At 59.6% G+C, this 18,938-nt stretch carries 18 protein-coding genes; 4 read left to right on the top strand and 14 right to left on the bottom strand.

What is annotated here, in order from left to right; genetic code table 11:
• Positions 1-27 precede the first annotated feature (27 nt).
• Both GTP46_RS13870 and GTP46_RS13865 read right to left on the bottom strand, forming a co-directional pair.
• Positions 28-1,101 (bottom strand): AI-2E family transporter, encoded by a 1,074-nt coding sequence (locus tag GTP46_RS13870; RefSeq protein WP_161007236.1) that lies wholly within the window; start codon positions 1,099-1,101, stop codon positions 28-30.
• A gap of 87 nt (positions 1,102-1,188) precedes the next feature.
• Complete coding sequence (locus tag GTP46_RS13865; protein WP_161007235.1) at positions 1,189-2,088, bottom strand: LysR family transcriptional regulator; 900 nt, start codon at positions 2,086-2,088, stop codon at positions 1,189-1,191.
• Between the two features lie 102 nt (positions 2,089-2,190).
• On the opposite strand from GTP46_RS13865, the gene GTP46_RS13860 reads away from it, so the two are divergent.
• Complete coding sequence (locus tag GTP46_RS13860) at positions 2,191-3,207, top strand: zinc-binding alcohol dehydrogenase family protein (protein WP_161007234.1); 1,017 nt, start codon at positions 2,191-2,193, stop codon at positions 3,205-3,207.
• Here the strand turns inward: GTP46_RS13860 and GTP46_RS13855 are convergent.
• The 5 genes from GTP46_RS13855 to GTP46_RS13835 form a co-directional block, all read right to left on the bottom strand.
• Entirely contained in the window at positions 3,204-3,668 is a 465-nt protein-coding gene (locus GTP46_RS13855) for a hypothetical protein (RefSeq protein WP_229258936.1), read from the bottom strand. The two genes, GTP46_RS13860 and GTP46_RS13855, sit on opposite strands and share 4 nt — an antisense overlap.
• 155 nt (positions 3,669-3,823) lie before the next feature.
• Entirely contained in the window at positions 3,824-5,023 is a 1,200-nt protein-coding gene (gene alaC / locus GTP46_RS13850; protein ID WP_161007232.1) for an alanine transaminase, read from the bottom strand.
• A gap of 98 nt (positions 5,024-5,121) precedes the next feature.
• Positions 5,122-5,442, bottom strand: a complete 321-nt coding sequence (locus GTP46_RS13845) for a hypothetical protein (RefSeq protein ID WP_161007231.1) — start codon at positions 5,440-5,442, stop codon at positions 5,122-5,124.
• 56 nt (positions 5,443-5,498) lie between these two features.
• Positions 5,499-6,353 carry an EamA family transporter gene (locus tag GTP46_RS13840; protein ID WP_161007230.1) on the bottom strand — a complete coding sequence of 285 codons (855 nt, stop codon included), beginning with the start codon at positions 6,351-6,353 and terminating at the stop codon, positions 5,499-5,501.
• A gap of 1 nt (position 6,354) precedes the next feature.
• Positions 6,355-9,741, bottom strand: a complete 3,387-nt coding sequence (locus GTP46_RS13835) for a DUF748 domain-containing protein (RefSeq protein ID WP_161007229.1) — start codon at positions 9,739-9,741, stop codon at positions 6,355-6,357.
• 51 nt (positions 9,742-9,792) lie between these two features.
• Here GTP46_RS13835 and GTP46_RS13830 point away from each other — a divergent pair, with 51 nt between their 5' ends.
• Complete coding sequence (locus GTP46_RS13830; RefSeq protein WP_161007228.1) at positions 9,793-10,929, top strand: pyridoxal phosphate-dependent aminotransferase; 1,137 nt, start codon at positions 9,793-9,795, stop codon at positions 10,927-10,929.
• 9 nt (positions 10,930-10,938) lie between these two features.
• Here GTP46_RS13830 and GTP46_RS13825 read toward each other — a convergent pair whose 3' ends face one another.
• The 5 genes from GTP46_RS13825 to GTP46_RS13805 all read right to left on the bottom strand — a co-directional run bounded on the left by GTP46_RS13825 (position 10,939) and on the right by GTP46_RS13805 (position 15,277).
• The gene (locus tag GTP46_RS13825; protein WP_161007227.1) at positions 10,939-11,154 is read right to left on the bottom strand and encodes a hypothetical protein; all 216 of its coding nucleotides are present in this window, start codon (positions 11,152-11,154) and stop codon (positions 10,939-10,941) included.
• A gap of 37 nt (positions 11,155-11,191) precedes the next feature.
• The gene (gene paoC, locus GTP46_RS13820) at positions 11,192-13,375 is read right to left on the bottom strand and encodes an aldehyde oxidoreductase molybdenum-binding subunit PaoC (RefSeq protein ID WP_161007226.1); all 2,184 of its coding nucleotides are present in this window, start codon (positions 13,373-13,375) and stop codon (positions 11,192-11,194) included.
• Positions 13,376-13,379: 4 nt separating this feature from the next.
• On the bottom strand, positions 13,380-14,333 hold the full coding sequence (locus GTP46_RS13815) for an FAD binding domain-containing protein (protein WP_161007225.1): 954 nt from the start codon (positions 14,331-14,333) through the stop codon (positions 13,380-13,382).
• Positions 14,330-14,965, bottom strand: a complete 636-nt coding sequence (paoA, locus tag GTP46_RS13810; protein ID WP_161007224.1) for an aldehyde dehydrogenase iron-sulfur subunit PaoA — start codon at positions 14,963-14,965, stop codon at positions 14,330-14,332. The genes GTP46_RS13815 and paoA overlap by 4 nt, the downstream gene beginning before the upstream one ends.
• 99 nt (positions 14,966-15,064) lie before the next feature.
• Positions 15,065-15,277: a hypothetical protein gene (locus GTP46_RS13805; RefSeq protein ID WP_161007223.1), complete on the bottom strand. Its 213-nt coding sequence runs from the start codon at positions 15,275-15,277 to the stop codon at positions 15,065-15,067.
• 95 nt (positions 15,278-15,372) lie between these two features.
• Between GTP46_RS13805 and GTP46_RS13800 the strand changes: the two genes are divergently transcribed.
• Positions 15,373-15,957: a TetR/AcrR family transcriptional regulator gene (locus GTP46_RS13800; RefSeq protein WP_161007222.1), complete on the top strand. Its 585-nt coding sequence runs from the start codon at positions 15,373-15,375 to the stop codon at positions 15,955-15,957.
• Between the two features lie 62 nt (positions 15,958-16,019).
• Complete coding sequence (locus GTP46_RS13795) at positions 16,020-16,565, top strand: DUF308 domain-containing protein (RefSeq protein WP_161007221.1); 546 nt, start codon at positions 16,020-16,022, stop codon at positions 16,563-16,565.
• A 64-nt stretch (positions 16,566-16,629) separates the two neighbouring features.
• On the opposite strand, the gene GTP46_RS13790 is transcribed toward GTP46_RS13795, so the two are convergent.
• Positions 16,630-17,208, bottom strand: coding sequence for a phasin family protein (locus GTP46_RS13790; RefSeq protein WP_161007220.1), 579 nt, complete (start codon positions 17,206-17,208; stop codon positions 16,630-16,632).
• Between the two features lie 719 nt (positions 17,209-17,927).
• A complete protein-coding gene (locus tag GTP46_RS13785) occupies positions 17,928-18,725 on the bottom strand; it encodes a hypothetical protein (protein ID WP_161007219.1) in 798 nt (265 codons plus the stop codon).
• Positions 18,726-18,938 lie beyond the last annotated feature (213 nt).

The raw sequence follows: 18,938 nt of genomic DNA, 5'->3' as shown, positions 1-18,938 counted from the left end.
CCAGCGCCGCTGCTTCGTTAGCGCTCCTCACCTGGGTTTGGCAACTGGCGAACCGACATCCGCAGGATGCGCTTCGTGCCACAGCGTCACAAACAGAACCATCACGACCGGACCGATAAATAGTCCAACCAGGCCCAGGGTTTCCACCCCGCCGAGTATGCCGAACAGTACGGCCAGGAATGGCAGCCGCGTGGCGTTGCCTATGATGCCAGGCCGTACAAAGTGATCCGCGACGAACAGCACGACACCGCCCCATACCGCCACTGCGATAGCGGCCGGAATGGCGCCGTTAAAGACCAGCACACCAGCAGCACCAAGGAAAGCGATAGGCGCGCCAAAAGGAATGATCGCCAGAATGCCAGTTGCCGCCGCCCACAGCGCTGCGGACGGCAAGCCGGCAATGGCGTAACCGATGCCGATCAACACGCCTTCAGCCAAGCCCACCAGAACTAGTCCATTGACGGTGGCGCGGATGGCGGTCGGGATTTTCTGCGCGTAGTGGCCCCATCGCACATCACCGAACCAGTGGCTGCCGATGGCGGTGATCTGGCGATTCAGTACTTCGCCGTCTTTGTAGAAGAAGAACAGGCACAGGAAAGCCAGGCCGAAATTCACCAGCCGGTGCATGAAGCCGACGCCGGCTACCTTGATCATGTCGCTGGCCGAGTGGAAGCCGTTGATTTCGCGGTCCGACATCAAGTGCGACAAGCCGTGCGGCTGGCTCAGTGTGGCTTGCCACCACTCAGTGATTGAATCGCCGATGCCCGGCAAGTGCTGGATAAACGCCGGTACCGGGATGCCGTCCGTGTTGGCGGTGACGACATAATTGGCCAGCTCAGGCGCTTGCTTCGCCGCCTGCGCCACACCCAGCAGCACCGGCACGATGAACACCGCCGCCAGCAGCAAGGTCAGCACGGCCGCCGCCCAGATATGATGGCGGCCAAAGCGCGCCCGCATGCGCAGGTACAGCGGCCACGTGGCCACGCACAAAATCCCGGCCCAGATCAGCGGCAGGAAGAAGCGCTGCATCACGAATGCGGCCAGCGCAATCAATGTCAGCGAAAAACCGGCGCTCAGGATATCGCGCTGGGTGTCGGTCATGACTCTCTCCCGAAATTGTTTTATTGCCGCTATGGTAAGCGTTTTTTGTTGCAGCGCAAGTACGGCATTGGCCGATTTCAGGCGGCTTTAAGCTTTTTCACACTGGGTACGCAGGAAGTCGCGCAGCGCCAGCACGGTCGGCGTGACCTGCGAGCGGTGCATGCACAGCATATGGAGCGCGGTCCGTTCGCCCAGCACATCGGGCAGCAGCACTTGCAGCCGGCCGGCGCGGATGTCGGCGCTCAGGTCGAGACGTGATTTGTAGGCGATACCGACGCCTGCCACCGCCCAGCGCCGCACCACGTCCGCATCATCGACGCTGCGGTTGCCGTTGACGTGGATGATTTCCGGCTCGGCGCCGGCGTCGCGGTAGAAACTCCAGCGGTCGTGGATCACGTCGTCCAGCATGAAGCGCAGGCAGTTGTGGCGAGCGAGTTCGTCGAGCGATGCCAGCTTGCCGTGCTGTTTGATGTACTCAGGCGACGCCACCAGCACGCGGCGGTTTTCCGGCGCCAGCGGAAACGCGATCAGGCTGGAATCTTCCTGCACGCCGTAGCGGATGGCGATATCAACCGGCTGGCGGTACATGTCCGACACACGGTCGCTGATGCTGAGCTGAAAGCTAACCTTGGGATACAGCGCCTGGAATTCATCCAGCCAGGCGATCACCATGTTGCGGCCAAGGTCGGATGGCATGGAGATTTTCAGCGTGCCGCCCAGCGTTTCCTGCCCTTGCTTGAGCGTATCGTGGCCTTCCTTCAGCAGCCGCAGCGCCTCGCGCGCATGGCGCAAGTAGTGTTCGCCCTCCTCAGTCAACCGCAGCGAGCGCGTAGTGCGGGCGAACAGTCGCAGCTTCAACTCGCCTTCCAGCCGCTTGACGGCGGCACTGGCCAGCGCAGGGGAAATTTCCAGCTCGCGTGCGGCGGCCGACAAGCTGCCGCGGTCAGCGGTACTCACAAACACGGTCAAATCATCCAGTCTCAGCATTTTCTTCAATTTTTTGAAAGTGTTTCGGCGAAACGCCTCTTTTTCGGCACTACGAAATAAATGATGATACGCCCATACCAACCTTTTCGGAGCATTTGAAGAATGAAAGCCATCGCCTACCGCCAGTCCCTGCCGATCGATCACGCCGACGCCCTGATCGATATCGAACTGCCTGCCCCACAAGCCACCGGCCGCGATTTGCTGGTTGAAGTGCGCGCCATTTCGGTCAACCCGGTCGACACCAAGATCCGCCGTAACGTTGCCCCGGCTGAAGGCCAGGCAAAAGTCATCGGCTGGGATGCTGCAGGTGTGGTGAAAGCGGTCGGCCCTGACGTTACGCTGTTCAAGGTAGGCGATGAAGTCTGGTACGCCGGCGACCTGACCCGCGCTGGCACCAACAGCGAACTGCACCTGGTGGACGAACGCATCGTCGGCCACAAGCCGAAGAACATCGACTTCGCGCAAGCCGCCGCACTGCCGCTGACCACCATCACCGCATGGGAATTGCTGTTCGACCGTCTGGAAGTGAGCCGCGACGCCGGCGCCGCACAAGGCAAATCGCTGCTGGTGATCGGCGCCGCAGGCGGCGTGGGCTCCATCCTGGTCCAGCTGGCGCGCCAGCTGACCGGCCTGACCATCATCGGCACCGCCTCGCGTCCGGAAACCGGCGAGTGGATCAAGCAGCTGGGGGCGCATCACGTGATCGACCACAGCAAACCGCTGAACGAAGAAATCGCCCGCCTCGGCTTGCCGCCGGTGACTTACGTCGCCGCGCTGAACCAGACCGATCACCACTGGAACGCCATCAGCGAGCTAGTCGCGCCGCAAGGCAAGGTCGCGCTGATCGACGATCCAGCCTCGCTTGACGTGCGCACGCTGAAACGCAAGAGCGTCTCGCTGCACTGGGAATTTATGTACACGCGCTCGATGTTCCAGACCGACGACATCCAGAAACAGCACCAGCTGTTAAACGATGTCGCCAAGCTGGTCGAGACCGGAGCGGTGAAAACCACGCTGGCGGAGCGCTACGGCAAAATCAACGCCGCCAACCTCAAGCGCGCGCACGCCCTGATCGAAAGCAATACTGCCAAGGGCAAGATTGTGCTCGAAGGCTTCTAAACTAAAGCCTTCGCCGCTGCGGCCGTCGTGGCATCCGCCTCGGCCCGCAGGCGCGCCAGTACCATCTCGTCATGCTGCGTCAGAGCTTCCTGCATGCGGCTGGCTGAGGCGCAGGACGCTTCCAGCACTTCCATCAGCATGGTCTGGCGGCGATGCAGCCCGGCCGACTGGTAGCCCAGCTGCTCGAACAGACGGCCGATATCTACGCAGTAATCGCGCAGCTCCATCATGGTGGTCTTGGTAAATTCGATGTCGGTGCGCATGCTGCGATCAAGGTCCAGCATTTCCAGCTTTTCCTGCGCCCTCGGCGAAATTTCGCGGATGGTCGGTCCCCAGCTGTCAAACTTGCCGGCGATCTTGCGCATGCGCGAGATTTTCTGGTCCAGCATGCGACAGTAATGCCAGCTTAGCCAGCACACCGGCAACCGCGCGACAAAGCGCGGCAAACCGGCAGTGGCCAAGGTACGTTCCAACTTTTGGACTGAGGAGACCAGGCGCCGTGCGCTGGCTCCTGTGGGAAAGTTTGACATGGCGGTAGCTCCGAAGATGGTCCTGAGAGCTACGGTAGCCGCCGCATCAAATAAATGATTTGATGCAGCTTAAACTTCGTGCAGATTTATGCAGAAGTCTTGCGCAACATGGCTTTGATACCACGCAAGCCCTGGCGAATCCGCGCTTCGTTCTCGATCAAGGCGAAGCGCACATATTCATCCCCGTACTCTCCGAAACCGATGCCGGGGGAGACGCAAACCTTGGCCTCAGCCAGCAGCAGCTTGGAAAACTCCAGCGAACCGAGATGGCGATACGCTTCCGGAATGCGCGCCCAGATGTACATCGAGGCTTTCGGCTTGTCGACCGGCCAGCCGGCTTCGCACAAACCTTTGTGCAACACGTCGCGGCGGCTTTGGTATTGGGCGCAAATCTCGCTCACGCAGTGTTGATCGCCTTCCAGCGCCGCAATCGCCGCCACCTGCACCGGCGTGAAGCTACCGTAATCGTGATAGCTCTTGATGCGCGCCAGCGCCGCCACCAGTTCCTTGTTGCCCACCATGAAGCCGACGCGCCAGCCCGCCATGTTATAGCTCTTGGACAGCGTGAAGAATTCCACCGCCACCTCGCGCGCGCCCGGCACCTGCATGATGGACGGCGCTTTCCAGCCATCAAACACGATGTCGGCGTAGGCCAGGTCGTGCACCACCAGGATGTTGTGCTGCTTGGCCAGCGCCACCACGCGTTCGAAGAATTCCAGCTCCACGCACTGCGCGGTTGGATTCGACGGGAAGCCGAGGATCATCATCTTCGGCTTCGGATAGCTCTCACGCACCGCGCGTTCCAGTTCGTCGAAGAAATCGACGCCGGGCGTCATGCGCACCGAACGGATATTTGCACCGGCAATCACCGCGCCCCAGATGTGGATGGGGTAGCTTGGATTCGGCACCAGCACGGTGTCGCCCTGATCCAGCGTGGCCAACATCAGGTGCGCCAGGCCTTCCTTGGAGCCGATAGTAACGATGGCTTCCGAGTCCGGATCAAAGCTCACGTCATAGCGCGTCTGGTACCACTTGGAGATGGCGCGGCGCAAACGCGGGATGCCTTTGGAGGCCGAGTAGCCGTGGGTGTCGGGCCGTTGTACCGTGTCGACCAGCTTGCTCACGATGTGCGGCGGCGTGGCGCCATCGGGATTACCCATCGACATGTCGATGATATCCTCGCCGCGACGGCGTGCCGCGAGCTTGAGCTCGGCGGTGACATTGAAAACGTATGGGGGTAGGCGATCGATGCGCGCAAAGCTGCGCGGCGATGAAGAGTCAGTCATGAATTGTCCACGTAAGCGCCCGGATCCGTCCGAGCGACGTCGATGCTAATTGCATCGGGATCGATACTAGACGATCCCGTTCACGTCTGTCTAGCGTTTTACACGGCGGCTTGTTTTTGCTGTTCGCTGAACCACTCGAACAAAATCAGGCCGATGATGGAGCCGATCGGCAGCGTGCACAGCGACAGCAGCACCCACAGCACCGGCGAGCGGCCCAGCTCCTTGGCGGCAATGCCGATGAACACAAAATGCAGCACCAGGCACACGCAAATGCTGATGCCAGCGCCGATAATAAACAGTACCGACTGGCTGGTGTATTTTTCAAACAGCGGCGGCATGAACAACGCGATGCTGACAATCAGCAGCACCAGCGTGACAGCGGCGGCGGCGATAGGTTGTTGTGCGCGTTCGATCTGCATGACATCTCCTTGGATAAGCGGGTATGCTGCCACGAACTGCTTACAAAATCAACAAGCTAGCGCAACGAGGTCAGCGCCGAGGCGGCAACAATGGCGGCGATGGCCAGCCATTGCGTCAGCGTCAAATGTTCGCCCAGCACCACCATGCCGGCCAGCGCGCTCAATGCCGGCGCGGCGCTGCTGAACATGCTGAAGGTGCGCGACGACAGCGTGCGCATCGAGAGCATCTCCAGCGTGTACGGCAGCGCGCTCGACATCACCGCAATCGCCGCACCGACCAGCAGGAAGGATGGTGTCAGCAACTGCGCACCTGCATGGTAGACGCCGATCGGCACGATGAACATCGATGCCGCCAGCATGCCCCACGCCACCGACTGTCCGCCCGACATGGCCGACACGCGCTTGCCGTAGATGATGTACAAAGCCCAGCATACGGCCGCGCCTGCTGCATAGGCCACACCCACCGGATCGAGCTGGTCAACCTCGCCGTGAATCGGCAGCAAGAAGTACAGGCCCACCGCCGCCAGGCAGACCGCCACAAAGTCACGCGGACGATGCGAGGACAGCACCGCCACCGTCAACGGCCCCGCCACTTCAATCGCCACCGCAATGCCCATCGGGATGCGGCTGAAGGACCGGTAAATCAACAGGTTCATCAGGCCAATCACCGAGCCGTAGATGGCGACGTTGATGGCTTGCTTGGTGGTCAGCGGCGTGCGCCACGGACGGAACATCAGCAGCATCACCAGCGCCGAAATGCCAACACGGTAAGCCGTCACGCCCTCCACGCCGATCTTGGGGAACAGGTCCTTGGCTATCGCCGCGCCCACGTTCAAGGACAACTGGCTGCACAACAACGCCAGCCCGGCCAGCCACGGATTGCCGGGCGTTTGAATTTTTTCTTCAGTCATTTTATTTCGCTGACAATTCCAGCTTCAGTGCCACTGGTTTGCCTGCATCGCTATCCGTGCTGACGGGCGCGGTTGCGGTCACCGCAGCCGCGCTCGCACCGGCTTCTGTCAACAAAGCCGTGATCGCCGCAGCGCGGCGCGTGCCCAGTTGCTGCAAGGCGTCCTTGGCGATCGGCTGGTTTTGTTCGAGGCGTTGCTGCAGCTTGTCGTAGAACTCGGTAGGGTCGGCCACTTGCGGTTCGCCTTGCACCAGCTTGCCGAGGCGCTGCAGCATCGGCAGCTTCTTCGGAGCTGCGCCCTCTTCCGCACCGTTGGTGGCCTCGGCGGCTTTTTTCAGTTTGTCCAGTTCGGGCGCGCCGAAGCGCTCGGCGTACAGGTCGCGCAGTGCGCCGCGTACTTTGCGTTGCCCGATGTCCAGCGGGCCCGGTTGTTCATCGGCTGCCAGCTTGATCTCGGCGCGGGCCAGCACGACGCGGCGCAGGGCTTGCGCGCGCAGGGCGGCGCTGTCGGTGGCTTCGCTGTAGGCGCCGGGCACGGCCAGTTTCAGGCCGGGCTTGCTGACCAGGATCTTGGCCACGTGCTGCAGCTTCTCCCGTTCCGGTGGCAGCACCACGTCGCTGCCAGGGTCGAATTCAACCGCCTCCAGCTTTTCGCCACTAACGCCGAACAGGCGGCCCAACGCGCGGAATGGCGAGGTCACGATCTTGGACATGATATTGCCGACCGCTTTCCACACCACGGCGCCGTAGCTGAAATCCGGATCATTCAGGTTGCCGGAGACGGGAATGCCAAGATCGATGCGGCCATTGCTGTCCTTGAGGATGGCCAGCGCCAGTTCCAGCGGCAGCTTGAGCGCGTCCGGACTGTCGATGCGGTCGCCCAGCGTGAGGTTGTCGAGCACCACCTGGTTATTGCCCTCCAGCTGGTTGTTGCGGACCTTGTATTGCAGGTCCAGCGAAATCTTGCCTTCGGCGATTTTATAGCCCGCGAACTTCATGCTGTACGGCGAGGCGGAGACCATGTCGACGTTTTTGAACACCACATTGAGGTCGGTGTTTTCGGCCGGCACAAACGGATTCAGCTGGCCGCGTACACGCGCGAGGCCGTAGTCGTCAACGCGGCCATCGAGTTCGATCTGGCTGCGCGCGTCACGCTTGGACGAGAGGCCGGTGACGACGCCGTTCAGCTCATATATTTTGGCGGCAAACTGGGGGCGCAGGCTCAGGTCAGTGAAGTCCAGCTTGGCGTTCTGCACGCGCACGCGGCGCACGCGAACCGGGAATGGCTCGTTGGCAGCAGCTTGCGGCGCGGGCTTGGTGGGCGCGGCGGCCGGCTGCTCCACCAGCAGACGCTGGGCGTTGAAACTGCGGTCGTTTTCGATGATCAGGATGGCATTCGGTTCGACGATGCGCAGTTCAGCCACGTCCAGCAGGTTCGGTTTCAGGCTCACAGCCAATTGCTCGGCACGCACAGATTTCCAGTGGGCGAAGCGGTCGTTATCCAATTCGTTGAGCGAGAGTTCGGCGACTTCGAACGAGCCGTCATAACGCAGCGCCGGATCGGCCTTGCTACCGCCCGCGCCCGTGCGCAAACGGCCTTGTGCGTTGACGACGCCGTCGGCCAGCTTGAGCTTGACGTACTTGCCCAGTAGCGGCGCGACTGGCGTCAGCGCCAGCTTGGTGAGCTTCAGTTGCGCATCCACCGCGCCAGTGGACGGCACCAATTGGCCCTTGGCCGTCAGTTGGCCGCCTTCGCGCAAAGCGACGCTGCCATCAAAAGCCAGCGGCTTCTTCAAGTCCGTGCCCGCGTCGCGCACTTTCAGGTTGAAGTCTTGCAGGTTGACTTTGATGCCGGTGCTGGCGTCGTCAAAGCGCGCACCGAACTTGTTCAACTCGACGGCCTTCACGCTGGCCGTCCAAGCCGGTGCTGCCGGCGCGGCCTTGGTTGGCGCGGCGGCTGGCGCACCACCACTGCCGCTGCCCGGCAGCGCGGCGAGGAACAGGAACTGCCCTTTCGCATCGCGCGACAGATCGAGCTGGCCGCCGTCCGCGTACACGCGTCCCACGCTGGCCTTGCGCGCCGCCAGGTCCAGTGACGCCTCATCAAAGCCAATGCGCGACAGCTTGAGTGGCGCCAGCGCGCCGCTGCTCATCGCCACGTTATCCATTGCAAACTCTGCGCCGTCCAGGCTTAGCTTATCGCCATCCATCTGCAAGCCCAGCTTCAGCTTGGCGTTATCCGCCGTGACCTTGAGCGCTGGCTTCACTGACTCATCAACATAACTGAGCGCGACCTCGTTCAGGCCGATCTGCTTGAAGCTCACTTTCCAGCTGGCTTCCTTGGCCGCAGACTTGGCCGGCAACGGAACCGGTGCAGCAACGGCAGCGGGCGCAGGCAGCATCAGGCCAGCCACATCCAGTTCACCACGCGCATCACGCCGCACCGCCAGCGCACCGCCGTTCAGCTGCAAGCCACCAATCTGCACCGAGCGCTTCAGCAAATCCACGCCCACATCGCTGACCGCCAGCTGCTTGAACTTAACAAACGGCGCATCCGCATCACGCTTCAGCGACAACGAACTCAAACCCAAGCTCGCCCCCAACAGGCTCGCATCCAGCTTGCCATCCTTGTAGGCGAACTTATACGGCAGCTGCGCCGACAACTTACCCTCCGCCACCACAATCCGCGAATACGCCTTCAGATACGCCGCCATGCCAGGTAAGGCCAGGTTATCCAGCGTCAGCACACCGCTGCCGCCAATCGGATTCATCGACGCCACGCCCTTCCAGCGCAGTTTGCCGCCGAGACCAGCATCTGCGCTCAGCGTGTAATCGCCGTTCGCATCCGGCAGCGTACTCAGGTTATTGAGCGCAAAAGTAATCGGCGTGAAAGTGTCTTGATAGCCTGCGTGCTGGTCATGCATCGCCACCTTGCCGCCATCCAGCGCAAAATGCTCGATGATCAGGCGCGGCGTCGGCGAGTCCGGCTCATCCTTCTTGTGCTTGTCCAGCGTATCGAGGAAGGCGGCTATGTTGAACTTGCCATCCTTGGCGATCGTCAGCTGCACCAACGGCTCGGTAATGCGAATCTCGGCAAAGCTCCAGGCGCGGCGGAACAGCGAGCGCCACTGCATCTCCACCGCCAGACCACCGACCGCAAACAGCGGCGCACCGTCGGCCTCGGTCAGGCGCACATCCTGCGCTTCAAGCCGCAGCGTGAAAGGGTTGAAATGCAGCTGGGCTATGCTGGCCTTGCGCTCCAGTTCGGTCTCGGCATACTTCGGAAGCTGGCTCTTGATGACACTCGGCAGCAACCAAAAGCCCGCCGCCGCGTACACCCCGACCGCGCTCGCCGCGCCTATCGCCCATCGCTTCCATCGTATCGTCATACCCGCCAACCTTTGCTTTTTTTATGTTACAGGCAACAGTATAATCCAAGGATGAATGCGCAACTTGAACCCTTCCACGCCATCGCCATCAGCAAGCTGGCCCACGCCCTGAAAGCCCAGGGACGATCGATCATCCACATGGAGTTTGGCCAGCCGTCCACCGGCGCGCCCAAGCCCGCCATCGCCAAGGCACACGCCGTGCTGGACGCCGAAAGCATGGGCTACTGGGAAAGCGCGCCACTGAAAGAGCGGCTGGCGCAGTTTTACCAGGAGCGCTACGGCGTGATGGTTTCAGCCGACCAGTTCGTCCTGACTTGTGGCGCTTCGCCGGCGCTGGTGCTTGCGCTGAGTTCGATGTTCTCGCCGGGCGACCGCATCGCCATGGCGCGGCCGGGCTATGTGGCGTATCGCAACACGCTGAAGGCGCTGCACATGGAGCCGGTGGAAATCGCTTGCGGTGAAGATGTTGGCTTCCAGCTGACTGCCGCCGCGCTGGCTGCGGTAGAACCGGCGCCAAATGGCGTGATCATCGCCAGCCCGGCCAATCCGACCGGCACGCTGATCAAGGCCGATGAGCTGCAAGCCATCGTGGCCGTGTGCCGCGAGCGCGGCATCCGCATCATCTCCGACGAGATTTATCACGGATTGAGCTACGTCGAGCCAGCACAAACCATCCTCGCCTACGAACCGCAGGCGCTAGTGGTAAGCAGCTTCTCGAAATATTTCAGCATGGCGGGATGGCGACTCGGCTGGCTGCTGACGCCGCCTGAACACGTTGAACGCGCACAGGCTTACTGCGGCAATCTGTTCCTCACCGCACCGTCGCTGAGCCAGCACGCCGGCCTGGCCGCCTTCGATGCGCTCGATGAACTGGAAAGCCACATCGACGTCTACCGCGAAAACCGCCGCCTGCTGCTGGCCGCCTTGCCGGAACTGGGCCTGACCACCGTCGCCCCGCCCGATGGCGCATTCTACATCTACGCCAGCATCGCGCATTTGACGGACGATAGCCTCGCCTTCTGCAAACAATTACTGGAAGATACGGGCATAGCAAGTGCGCCCGGTATCGATTTCGATCCGGTCGATGGGCGTCACTTCATTCGCTTCAGCTTTGCGGTCTCTACGCCGGAGATCGCCGAAGCAATCCGGCGCATGAAACCGTGGTTTGCGGCGCAGTCTAAGCGATAAGCCGCTGAGCTATTGCTCGGTCATGCCACGCAGGTTTTCGATATCGGCTACCGCGTGGCGCCAGGCGACTTCCGGATCGAACACCGGCGCCGATTGCAGGCCGAGCTCGATATCCTTGAGCACCTTATTGCCGAGAGAAATTTTGTATCGCAGCGCCGTGTACTCCACGTCATAGGTTTGCTTTAAACCTTGACGGCGCGTGTATGTGTCGTGAGAAGCAGGCATATATCCTCCCTATTCAGAGCGTTCAGCTAGGATAGCACTAACTCGCATAAGCAGGCATTTTTGCGATCAGCTTATCGAGCGTGACCGGGTAATCGCGCACCCGCACGCCGGTGGCGTTATAGACGGCGTTGGCCAAGGCCGCCGCCACGCCGCAAATGCCCAGCTCGCCCACGCCCTTGGCTTTCATGGGCGATGAGATAGGATCGGTTTCGTCCAGGAAGATCACTTCCTGATGCGGAATATCCGCATGCACCGGCACCTCGTAGCCGGCCAAGTCGTGATTGACGAAGAAGCCGCCGCGCTGGTCAATCACCAGCTCTTCCATCAACGCCGCGCCCACGCCCATTGTCATTGCGCCGATGACCTGGCTGCGCGCCGATTTCGGATTCAGGATACGGCCCGCCGCACACACGGCCAGCATGCGGCGTACGCGGACCTCGCCAGTGGCGGCATCAACGCCTACTTCAACAAAGTGCGCGCCAAACGTCGACTGTTGGAATTTCTTGTCGAGATCGCCGTACTCCATCGTATCTTCCGCCACCAGTTCACCGGCCTGCCGCAGCGGCAGCGAGCGGCCGCCGGCCCGCACCATACCGTCGACAAATTCCGCATCGTCCGGCAAGCCCAGTTTCTGCGCCACCGCTTCGCGCAACTTAACGCAGGCTGCATATACGCCCGCCGTCGAGCTATTGCCGCCCCACTGTCCGCCTGAACCGGAGGACACAGGAAAATCCGAATCGCCCAGCTTGACCACGACTTGCTTTAGCGGCACCCCCATCATCTCCGCAGCAGTTTGCGCGATGATGGTGTAGCTACCAGTGCCGATATCGGTCATGTCGGTTTCCACCGTGATCACGCCATCGCTACCCAGCCGCACGCGGGCGGCAGATTTCTGCACCAGGTTGTTGCGGAACGCCGCTGCCAAGCCAATGCCGACCAGCCAGCGTCCATCGCGCACCTGGCCCGGTTGCGGCTTACGCTGATCCCAGCCAAAACGCTCGGCGCCGGTGCGCAGGCACTCGACCAAATGGCGCTGTGAAAATTTGCGCTCACGCTTGGCCGGATCGACGGTAGTGTCGTTAATGATGCGGAAGGTGAGCGGATCCATCTTCAGCTTTTCCGCCATTTCATCGATGGCGATTTCCAGTGCCATCAAGCCCGGCGCTTCGCCGGGGGCGCGCATGGCGTTGCCCTCCGGCAGATCGAGCACCGCCAGCCGCATGCGCGTCAAGCGATTGGGGCCGGCATACAGCAGTTTCGTTTGCTGCACGGCCGTTTCCGGCTTGCCGTCCGGCAGATCGCCTGACCAGCTTTCGTGCGCAATGGCGCTGATCTTGCCTTCGCGACTGGCGCCGATACGGATGCGCTGGATCGTGGCAGGCCGGTGCGTGGTGTTATTCATCATCAATGGCCGTTGTAGCGCCACCTTGACCGGCTGCCCCGCCGCCTTGGCGCCCAGCGCCGCCAGCAGCGCTTCAGCCCGCAGGAACAATTTCCCGCCGAAACCGCCACCGATGTAAGGTGACACCAGCCGCACCTTATCTGGCGGAATGCCCAGCGTTTTCGCCAGGTCACCTTTGCTCCAGTTGATCATCTGGTTGGAGGTCCACAGCGTCAGCTGGTCGCCCTGCCATTCGGCCAGCGAAGCGTGCGGCTCCATCATGGCGTGGGACTGGTCGGGCGTGGTGTAGTGCGCGTCCAGCCGTACTGGTGCGGCACTGTAGGCAGTATCAAAATCGCCTACCTTCTGATCCTGGTTTTCCTTGTCCTTGTCCGGCTTGGCCTTGTCGCGTACCATGGCCAAATCGTAGTCGCCCTGCTCCGTGCTGTACCGTGCCTGCACCAACTGCGCCGCAGCGCGCGCTTGCTCGAAGGTCTGCGCCACCACCAAAGCGATCGCCTGATGATAGTGCTGAATCTCCGGGCCGCCCAGCAGCTTGGCGGTATTGAACTTACCCTTGCCGAGCTTGCCGGCGGATTCCGCCGTCACCACCGCCAGCACGCCCGGCGCGCGCTTGGCTGCGCTCACATCGAGCGAGGTGATGCGGCCCTTCGCAATCGCGGCGCCGACGACATAACCGTAAGCAGCCGGCTTCTGGTGTTCGTAGGCGTAGGGTGCGGTGCCGGTGGTTTTATACGGCCCATCGATACGGTCGGTGGCGTGACCGATCACCTTCAATTGGTCGATCGGATTGGTTGTAGCAGGTGTGGTGAATTTCATTTGGTTAGCCCTTCCTTGCATCGGCCATCACAGCGGCCAGCGTGCGCTGCACCAGCGTGATCTTGTAAGCACTCTCCTTGCTGGGCTGGGCGCCAGCCAGTAGACGCTCGGCCGCGGCTTGCGGCCCCTGGGCCAAGCTGGCGTCGGCCGCCGGCACGCGCCACGGCTTATGCGCCACGCCGCCTAGTGCGACGCGGCCACTGCCATCCGGCATCACCACCGCCGCCACCGAGACCAGCGCAAAGGCGTATGAGGAACGGTCGCGCACCTTGCGGTAAATGTGCGCGCCACCGATGGGCTTGGGCAGCGTCACGCCGGTGATCAATTCGCCTTGCGCCAAGGCGTGCTCGATGTGCGGCGTATTGCCCGGCAAGCGGTGAAAGTCGGCAATCGGAATTGTGCGTGTTGCGCCGTCTGGCTTGATGGTTTCCACCGTAGCGTCCAGCAATGCCATCGCCACCGCCATGTCGCTCGGGTGGGTCGCAATGCAAGCCGTGCTGGCACCGAGAATCGCATGGTTGCGGCTGTAGCCGCCGATGGCCGAGCAGCCGCTACCAGGCACGCGCTTGTTGCATGGCTGATTGGTGTCGTAGAAGTACGGGCAGCGCGTGCGCTGCAACAGATTGCCTGCCGTGGTGGCCTTGTTGCGCAATTGCGCGGAAGCCCCAGCCAGCAAGGCGCGCGACAGTACGGCGTAATCGCGCCGCACACGGGGATCGGCCGCCAGATCGGTGTTGCGCACCAGCGCGCCGATGCGCAAGCCGCCACCGGGTGTGGCTTCGATCTGGTCCAGCCCGAGGCCGTTGACGTCGATGAGATGAGGCGGAGTTTCAATCTGCAGTTTCATCAAATCCAGCAGATTGGTGCCGCCAGCAATGAAGCGTGCTCCGGGCGTGCGCGCTGCCGCAGCGGCAGCCTCTGCGGGCGACTGCGCGCGCTGGTAAGTGAACGCCTTCATGTCGCCACCTCGGTGATCGCATCGATGATGTTGGAGTAGGCGCCACAGCGACAGATGTTACCGCTCATGCGTTCACGCAGTTCAGTCGCGTTCAGCAGTGGCTTGGCAGTGAGGTCATTGGTGACGTGGCTGGGAATACCTTGTTTGATTTCATCCAGCACCGCCACGGAGGAACAGATCTGTCCAGGTGTACAGTAGCCGCATTGGTAGCCATCGTGCTTGATGAACGCGGCCTGCATTGGATGCAGGCGCTCAGGTATGCCAAGGCCTTCGATGGTGGTGATCTTGCCGCCGTCATGCATCACGGCCAAGGTCAGGCAGGAATTGATGCGGCGCCCATCGACAATCACCGTGCAAGCGCCGCATTGACCATGATCGCAACCCTTCTTGGTGCCAGTGAGATGCAGATGTTCACGTAAGGCATCGAGCAGCGTGGTGCGCGTATCGACCTCCAGCGCCTGCTGCTTGCCGTTGACCCGGAGTGAAAATTTAACCATGGACGGCGGGGGCGATACCGCCGGCCGCTCCTGCTGCGCCTCGGCCACCAGCGGCACGGCCGTGGCAGTGGCGGACAAAGCGCTGGCGATCAGCAAGCTTCGCCGCGAAAGACTGATGTCGTCAAGATCATCCATATCGTTTCATCCTCTAGCCGCCAAGGTAAGCAGCCAGTGTAAATGCGATAGGGATTCAGGTTAAACACGATTGCCAGTGAAATGACAACGTTTCAAATATTACGCCTTGCCAGCCTCGGCGGTGAGTGCGGCAATGATCGTTTCTGCGTAGGCGCGCGGGAACGCCACGATGGCATCCTCCTGGCCCGCGAAGCCCTGCTGGCGGATCACAATCTCGCCGCGCACATTGGTATAGATCGCAATCGCGTCGACTTGTTGTACGACGATGCTTTTTTGTTTTTCTGGATTCCAATCCCAATCATTAGCAGCCATGATGCCCTCACAAAATATTGAAGCCATATCATACCGTGCCCGGGCGTTGTCGCAAAAAGCTTGACTTCCAACCTACCAGAAGGTAGGCTTCGCGAATGGCAAAATCATCCACCACCTCAGACGACATCCTGGCCTGTGCCCACAAGCTCATTATCGCCGGTGGCTACAACGGCTTCAGCTATGCCGACATCGCCGATGTGGTGGGGATACGCAAGGCCAGCATTCATCACCATTTCCCGAGCAAAGTGGATTTGGCGACTGTGCTGGCCCGCCGTTACCGCGAGTCGGCCGAGAATGGCATCAAAAACCTTGAGCACAGCATTGCAGATCCACGCGAACAGTTGCGCGCCTATGTCCAGTATTGGACCACGTGTATCGCTGACGCCAGTGCGCCGTTCTGCGTGTGCGCACTGCTGGCCAGTGAACTCCCTGCCTTGCCGGAGGAAGTAGCGCAGGAAATCCGCGTCTATTTCCGCTTCCTGTCGGGATGGCTGACTGGGGTGCTGGAACGCGGCGTGCAGCAAGGCGTGATTTCGCTGCACTATACGCCACGCATCGAGGCGGAAGCCTTCATGGCGACGGTGCACGGCGCCATGTTGTCAGCGCGCGCTTACGGCAATCCTGAAATCTTTGGCGTCATCATGGCGCCGCAACTGAAGCGTTTCGCAGCAAAAGATTGACGCCGCTTTTTTTAACCCACAAACCTACCAATTAGTAGGTAGTTTATTTTACGGAGCTAACCATGCAAACTTCTACCAATGAAACCTGGCTAAAGAAATACTACTTCGCGCGCGCGGCCTTCTCGTTCGCCTGGCTAGCCGCAGCCGTAACAGTGGGAGCGCACTCAAGAGGCATCGCCGATCTCCTGCTGGTGTGCTATCCCCTCTGGGATGCGCTCGCCAACCTGATCGACGCACAACGCAGCGGCGGCCTTGCCAGCAACCGGCCGCAGGCCTTCAACGTTGTAGTCAGCCTGATGATTGCGGCAGCGGTCTACCTTGCCCTGCCTGACATGAACCACGTACTGGGCGTGTTCGGCTTCTGGGCCATCCTGTCCGGCCTGCTGCAACTGGGAGCGGGACTGCGCCGTCGCAAACAGTACGGCGCGCAATGGGCAATGATGCTCAGCGGCGGCCAATCGGCCCTTGCCGGTGCCGTGTTTATGTTCCAGGCACAGTCGCCGGCCGTGCCGTCAATCGCCACCGTCGCAGGCTACGCAGGATTCGGCGCATTTTATTTCCTGCTCTCCGCATTATCCCTGAGCATTGCCATCTGGCGCCGAACTTAATGAGCCATAAAAAAACCGCCATCAGGCGGTTTCTTTAAAAGCAAACTCACATTATTACAAAAAGTTATGCCGGCTTTCCGGAGTTCTTACCACTTTCAGGCGAGCCACCCTGCGCATTACCGCCCGAGCCGCTTTGCATACTAGCGCCAGCAGCATGCACTGTATTGCCGCTATTACCACGCTTGCCATTATTTTTGTTGAACGGATCAGTAAATTGACGGATCGATTCTTCCTGTTTCTGGATATTGCGTTCGCTATCCTCAGCCGAAGTACGTGCAACTTCCTGCGCCAGTGCGTTGGCAGTCTGCGTGGTTTCCTTAACGTGCTCTTCGGTGACACGCGACAAGTCGACTTGGGTGTCCGCAGCCAGACGCGAGATATGCTGCTGGTAAGCACGCAACTTGTCGGCGACAGGCTGGGCACGCGAAGCAACAGCGGCCACGTCAGGATGCTGGTCAGCAGTCAACAGTTGCTGGCCTGCGATGGTGGTTTCTTCCAGCAAAGTCTGCGCCAGTTGCATATTCAGGTTACTGAATTGCTGGAAAGAATTAAAGATAGATTTCGACACGTCATTCAAAAACGCATTTTGCGCTTCCAGATGGGTACGAACAGCAGGGGAAACAGATTTGGAATATGGATACATAAATACCTTTAATAAATTTAATTAAATCAATATACGGCTTAAAATTTCATTAATTAGCCACATGCATGAAAATCAGTCACCTTCATTCTTCAAAGGTAAAACTGCATAAACACTGCAGAAGATACTAACCGAATAATCAGCTGAATAATAATTTAATTGCAATCGTGCGAAGTTTATTAATGGAATTTAATTGCATCGAGAATATAAAATAATACGGATGGCATTTATTTAATTCTAAATTTCTTGCCTGAATGGGCATTCCCTTCAATCGGGTGATGGGGTGGGGTCTTGAATTCAGACATGGGCTGAGCCATGGACGGATGGCTAGGTGTGAAACGCACGCCCTCGGCGCGCGGGGCTGGCGCGTTGCGCTAGCAAATGCCCTTCGAATCTCACACGGGGAGCGCGCAGGCGCTCCCCTCGCTTCCGCCAGGGAACAAAAAAACCGCCTCATGGGCGGTTTCTTATTTGTTTCCTGGCGGAAGCGGTGTAATGCACATCTCCAGCGTTTATGCGCCTCACAGAGCGCAACCCATTACACGTACCGACATTCCTACCTACTGCCATCGATGCCAGCAAATATCGCGCTGTCGAACTCTACCGATGACTCGTTTCTGCTTGCCGGAAACCAATTTCTCTATAAATCAATAGCTTAGGCATCAATTTTCCATTTGGATGCCACTTTTTCCGAGAAGCATTTCCGGAACCGAACTGGCTCCTCACTTCTTAGCTGGCTTGGCTGCTTTCACCGATGCGACTGACTTCGCTTTGTAATGCTTCGGCCCCTCTCGTTTTAACTCATTCGAGTTAGACTTCCAAAATCCGAAGTCCCCAACCATCACCATCGCACGCGGACTATCAGGCGTCAACGTGTCAGCTGGATCATAGCTAATAACGTAATTAAGGAGATCTGGTATTAAATGTAAATCATCAGCCATATCTAGCAACATCTGGGGCTTAAAATAAATGAGCTCCATCTTGTCGTATTCGTTAACCATCGTAGTACCGGTACTAAACCAACGGTCTTTATTCCGCATATCCGGAGTAGCGCCATAATGCGCTATCTTGTCTCGCAGGAACTGGATTTCGCTGAATTTACTTAGGATTTGCTGAGCCGCTTCCTGAACTTCGCTTCGCGCCTTGGTAACTCGAAGCAACCTCTTTATTGTGTCCTGCGCCGCACTCAAACGAAAGCTTGAAAGCACGGCGTCGACGACAAAATAGCCATCTGGATGGCGTGGAGTTACCCGATCGCCCACGAACACACGAATGGTAGCGCTGAGACTACCTTCAGCTCGACCATAACAATGCATGAACTTCCCTAGGGCAAAATAATACTCGTCCCAAATTTGCTGGGGGATATACGTTCGGAAGGGGATGGAGGCATCAGGGTCGAACTCGTGTTCCATGGGCTCTTGATCCGTTTTTATCAAAACAAAGTATCTGAATAATACTAAAACAATGATGAAGATTGGAAATTCCTCGTCAAAAAATCGACGCAGCACCTGATCTTTCACCTATGATGCAGCAGTACAATTCGTCTATGACGTTCACAGCGGACTGATAATAGTTACGCCAAAAAGTTACGCCACCATTCACCGCAGCATCCGCGCTTCGCGCTTTGACAGCTCTGCGACCACGCGACCACCGCGACCACGGGGTCAGCTCTGTCATTTGGACAAGCGGACAGGAACTTTGAGATTTATCAGTACAAACATCGAAAGATTATG

Origin of the sequence: Duganella flavida (genome assembly GCF_009857445.1) — a bacterium.
Lineage (GTDB): Bacteria > Pseudomonadota > Gammaproteobacteria > Burkholderiales > Burkholderiaceae_D > Rugamonas > Rugamonas flavida.
The sequence above is the reverse complement of the archived record's forward strand: the minus strand, read 5'-3'. Positions and strand labels throughout refer to the sequence as shown.

Bases quoted from the DNA above. Each gene is read 5' to 3' on its own strand.
- GTP46_RS13825 (WP_161007227.1), bottom strand. From the start codon at position 11,154: ATGCCTGCTTCTCACGACACATACACGCGCCGTCAAGGTTTAAAGCAA.
- GTP46_RS13815 (WP_161007225.1), bottom strand. From the start codon at position 14,333: ATGAAGGCGTTCACTTACCAGCGCGCGCAGTCGCCCGCAGAGGCTGCC.
- GTP46_RS13840 (WP_161007230.1), bottom strand. From the start codon at position 6,353: ATGACTGAAGAAAAAATTCAAACGCCCGGCAATCCGTGGCTGGCCGGG.
- GTP46_RS13845 (WP_161007231.1), bottom strand. From the start codon at position 5,442: ATGCAGATCGAACGCGCACAACAACCTATCGCCGCCGCCGCTGTCACG.
- GTP46_RS13800 (WP_161007222.1), top strand. From the start codon at position 15,373: ATGGCAAAATCATCCACCACCTCAGACGACATCCTGGCCTGTGCCCAC.
- GTP46_RS13835 (WP_161007229.1), bottom strand. From the start codon at position 9,741: ATGACGATACGATGGAAGCGATGGGCGATAGGCGCGGCGAGCGCGGTC.
- alaC (WP_161007232.1), bottom strand. From the start codon at position 5,023: ATGACTGACTCTTCATCGCCGCGCAGCTTTGCGCGCATCGATCGCCTA.
- GTP46_RS13860 (WP_161007234.1), top strand. From the start codon at position 2,191: ATGAAAGCCATCGCCTACCGCCAGTCCCTGCCGATCGATCACGCCGAC.
- paoA (WP_161007224.1), bottom strand. From the start codon at position 14,965: ATGGATGATCTTGACGACATCAGTCTTTCGCGGCGAAGCTTGCTGATC.
- paoC (WP_161007226.1), bottom strand. From the start codon at position 13,375: ATGAAATTCACCACACCTGCTACAACCAATCCGATCGACCAATTGAAG.
- GTP46_RS13805 (WP_161007223.1), bottom strand. From the start codon at position 15,277: ATGGCTGCTAATGATTGGGATTGGAATCCAGAAAAACAAAAAAGCATC.
- GTP46_RS13790 (WP_161007220.1), bottom strand. From the start codon at position 17,208: ATGTATCCATATTCCAAATCTGTTTCCCCTGCTGTTCGTACCCATCTG.
- GTP46_RS13830 (WP_161007228.1), top strand. From the start codon at position 9,793: ATGAATGCGCAACTTGAACCCTTCCACGCCATCGCCATCAGCAAGCTG.
- GTP46_RS13865 (WP_161007235.1), bottom strand. From the start codon at position 2,088: ATGCTGAGACTGGATGATTTGACCGTGTTTGTGAGTACCGCTGACCGC.
- GTP46_RS13795 (WP_161007221.1), top strand. From the start codon at position 16,020: ATGCAAACTTCTACCAATGAAACCTGGCTAAAGAAATACTACTTCGCG.
- GTP46_RS13870 (WP_161007236.1), bottom strand. From the start codon at position 1,101: ATGACCGACACCCAGCGCGATATCCTGAGCGCCGGTTTTTCGCTGACA.